Raw genomic sequence first — 3,908 nt, 5'->3', positions numbered from 1 at the left:
CTTCCGGGCCTGGGAGCCCGGCCCGTTCGCCCGCCTCGCGCAGGCGGGATTCGCGGTCGCCTGCCCGGACTACCGCCTCAGCGGCGAAGCCCCCCACCCCGCCCAGCGGGACGACCTGGCCGCTCTCCTCGCCTGGCTCGGCTCCCGCGCCGGCGACCTCGCGATCGACACCACCCGGACGGTGCTGTGGGGCGAGTCCGCCGGCGGCCACCTCGCCGCCCTGACCGCCCTCACCCAGCCCGCCGGCACGATCTCCGGCTGCGTCACCTGGTACGCCCCCACCGACCTGCCCGCCCTCGCCGAGGACCGCCCCGAGGGCACCTACGACGCCCAGGACCCGGCCTCCTTCGAGGCGCTGCTGCTCGGCGGTGCCCCGGCGGCCCTCCCGGAGGCGGCCCGTGACGCGAGCCCGGTCACCCACGTCGGCGCCGGCGCCCCGCCCTTCCTCCTCCTGCACGGCACCGACGACGCGCTGATCCCGGCCCGGCAGTCCGTCCGCCTGGCCGACGCCCTGCGCGACGCCGGTCACCACCCCGACCTGCGCCTGCTCAGCGGCGGCGACCACCTGTGGGTGGGCCTGACCGAAGCGGAGGTGGAGGAGTGCTACACCCGCACGGTCGACTTCGCACGCCGCTGCACGGGTGGCGGTACCGGGGGAGCGTGAGGCGGGCCGGGAGCCGCGTGCCGACGCGCTGGTCATCGCCGCTCGTCGCCGGCTGCGACCGGCCCGGTCACTTCCTGGCGGCCGGCGAGTGACGACGTACAGGGCGGCCGCAGGGCGTTGTTCATGGCCGCGGACCGGGTGGCTGAACAAATCCCTGCCGCGCTGAACTGGTCCTGTGGTGCCGGGGTCCGGCCCGCGAAGACCGAGTCGCAGCACGGAGAGAGGTCGTCGGGATGTTCAAGAGGGGACGCGTCGCCGTGGTGGCCGCCGGGCTGGTGCTGGCCGTCGGCGGTTGCGGGGGCGGAGTGGACGGCAAGGCCGGTACGTCGGACAGGAGTTCGGCCGGGCCGGCGCCGACCCGGCCGCCGTCCGAGGAACTGGTGCAGTGGGTCGGCGGCCTGTGCGGGGCGACGACCACGCTCAAGAACCTCCGGAAGGACAGCGCGGCGGACCTGAAGGAGATCCGGAAGGCGCAGAAGACCGGCCCGTCGGCCGAACTCCTCGCCATGGGCTATCTGTCCGGTACACCGGACACGGTGGAAACCGTGGACCGCGACCTGAAGCAGCTCGGCCGGTCGGGCGTTCCCGCGGCCGACCGGCTGCTCGCCGCCTGGCTGAAGAAACTGGAGACCGTCCTGCCCGAACTCGTCGACGTCTCCCCGGCCGCGGCCATGGACGACGCCGGGGGCAGTGCGGCGGAGGTCGACACACTCGTGCAGTCCCTGACCCCGCCCGAGCCGGACCTGCCGGCGCTGACGAAGAAGGACCCGCGGCTCGCAGCCGCGCACGAGCGGGCGAAGCAGTGCGCCGCGGGCTGGGAGCCCGGAGGACCCGGCGGGGGGACGGGCTCGCCCGCGCCCGATCACACCGGTCCGCTGCCCGAGGCGGCGGACGGCGAGAACACCGGCGCCTGCTCGGACGGCGCGTGCGAGGTCCTGGTGACCTCCACGGCGGACATCACGGCGAACGGGGTGAGCGTGCATGTCACCGTGGCCGACGAATTCGTCACCTTCCGGACGGAGGGCACCGTGATGCAGTTGGGCGGCGCGGGCGGCGAGGCCGGGTTCGGTGACGAGCTGAAGGCGGTCGTCGTCGCGCACGACGAGGACGGCGCCGTGCTGAAGTTCAGCATTCCCTGAGCCCTCCCCGCGCAGGCATCCCCCTGAGCCCTCCCCGTACGGGCATCCCCCTGAGCCCTCCCCGTACGGGCATCCCCTTGAGCCCGCCCCGCACGGGCGAGGGGCATCGCTAAGGGATGTCGCACACCGTCCGGTATCCGAGGTGGGGCAGGTGCTCCTCCCATTCGGCGCGCGTGAGGATCCCGCCGGTGTGGTCGCAGACGTAGTCCGCGGCGCGGTGCGTGTCCAGGAGCCACACCCGGGCCGTCAGGTCGTAGCCGGCGGAGGCGAGGGTGTCGCCCTGCGGGCTGAAGGCGACGGAGGTGACGGTGTCGAGGTGTCCGGTGAGTTCCCCGCCGGCGGGCTCGGCACGGTCCGGCCGTGCCACGTCCCACAGCCGGACCGTACGGTCGCTGCCGCCGGTGGCCAGTGTCTTCCCGTCGGGCGAGTAGGCCACCGACCTGACCGGCCCGCGGTGCCCGTCCAGCTCCTCCCCGGCCTGCCGGGCGTGGTCCGGCCGGCGTACGTCCCACAGCCGCACCGCGCGGTCCTCGCCGCCGCTGGCCAGCGTCCTCCCGTCCGGGGCGAAGGCGACCGCGTTGACCGATTCGTCGTCCCCGGCGAGCGCTTCGCCGGCGGCCCGCGCACGCGTCGGGTCGCCCACGTCCCACAGCCGCACCGTGCCGTCCTCGCCGCCGCTGGCCAGCGTCCTTCCGTCCGGGGCGAAGGCGACGGAGCGGACGGCGCCCCCGTGGCCGCGCAGCGGTGCGCCGAGCGGCCGCACGCGGTCCGGGTGGCGCGCGTCCCACAGCCGCACCGTCCCGTCCTCACCGCCGGTGGCCATCGTGCGGCCGTTCCGGGCGAACGCGACGGTGAGGGCGCCGCCTTCGTGCGCGTCCAGCGGTCCGCCGAGCAGGACCGGACGTTCGGGCGCGGAGACGTCCCACAGCCGTACGCTGCCGTCCAGCGAGCCACCGGCCACGGTGCGGCTGTCCGGGGCGAACGCGACGGACAGCACCTCGTCCTCGTGGCCGGTGAGCATGCGCGGGAGCCGGCGCGGGCGGCCCGGCTCGTCGACGTCCCACAGGCGGATCAGCGCGTCGTCGGTGCTGGCGGCGGCGAGCAGGTGGCCGTCGGGGCTGTGGGCGACGGCGGTCAGCGGGTTGGTGAAGTCCGTGAGGACGGTCGGCGGCCGGTGCCAGAGGCGGACGCTGTGGTCGACACCGGCGCTGGCGAGGGTACGGCCGTCGGGGCTGAAGGCCACCTCCCAGACGGCCTCCGTGTGGCCGGCCAGCGGCTCCCCGAGCTGTTGCGGATATGCGGGGTTGGCCACGTTCCACAGGACCGGCGCGTTGTCCTCGCCCGCGCTCGCCAGGGTGCGGCCGTCGGGGCTGAAGGCCACCGACATGACGGGCGCGGTGTGCGCGGTGAGCGGATCGCCCAGCGGCCGGAGGCGGCCCGGGTCGGACGCGTCCCACAGCCGTACGGTGTCGTCGAAGCCGGCCGTGGCCAGCGTCCGGCCGTCCGGGGAGAAGGCCACCGTCCAGACGGGAGCGGTGTGTGCGCGCAGCGGCTCGCCGAGCGGCTCGATCCCCTCGCCCCGGCCGAACCGCCACATCCGTACGGCACCGTCGAAACCCGCCGTGGCCAGGGTGCCCCCGTCCGGGGCGAACGCGACGGCGCGGACACCGTCCTTCCCGGACGTGTCGGCCTCGGCGGGCCGGCCGACCGGTGTGAGCCGGCCGGACCCGCCCAGGTCCCACAGCCGTACGGTTCCGTCGTCCCCGGCGGTGGCCAGTGCCCGGCCGTCGGGGGCGAACGCGACGGAGACGACGGTCTCCTGGTCATGGCTCACCAGCGGCCGGCCGACGGAGCGGGGCCGCTCCCGGTCGTGCACGTCCCACAGCTGGACGCCGCCGCCTTCCCCGGTGGCCGCCAGCAGGCCGCCGTCCCGCGGCGAGAAGGCGACCGCACCGACCGGGCCCGTACGGAAACGCAGCGGCTTCCCCACAGGTTTGCCCAGCTCCCCGGGCCGTTCCGCCGTCCCGGGCCGCACGGTGGTGTCCCACAGCCGGACCGTGCCGTCGTGGCCGCCGCTGGCGAGGGTGCGGCCGTCGGGTGCGTAC

Annotated in this window: 3 protein-coding genes; 2 read left to right on the top strand and 1 reads right to left on the bottom strand. The window is 75.6% G+C overall.

Features of this window, described 5'->3' with window-relative positions; genetic code table 11:
- Positions 1–664 (top strand): alpha/beta hydrolase (locus VN520_RS00015; protein ID WP_325744713.1); only part of this gene is annotated, 664 nt, incomplete at its 5' end.
- A gap of 233 nt (positions 665–897) precedes the next feature.
- Positions 898–1,803: a hypothetical protein gene (locus VN520_RS00010; protein WP_325744712.1), complete on the top strand. Its 906-nt coding sequence runs from the start codon at positions 898–900 to the stop codon at positions 1,801–1,803.
- A 109-nt stretch (positions 1,804–1,912) separates the two neighbouring features.
- On the opposite strand, the gene VN520_RS00005 is transcribed toward VN520_RS00010, so the two are convergent.
- Positions 1,913–3,908 (bottom strand): WD40 repeat domain-containing protein (locus tag VN520_RS00005; RefSeq protein WP_325744711.1); only part of this gene is annotated, 1,996 nt, incomplete at its 5' end.

The sequence above is a fragment of the Streptomyces sp. genome, from assembly GCF_035563135.1.
Lineage (GTDB): Bacteria > Actinomycetota > Actinomycetes > Streptomycetales > Streptomycetaceae > Streptomyces.
This window is presented reverse-complemented; position numbering and strand designations above follow the sequence as displayed.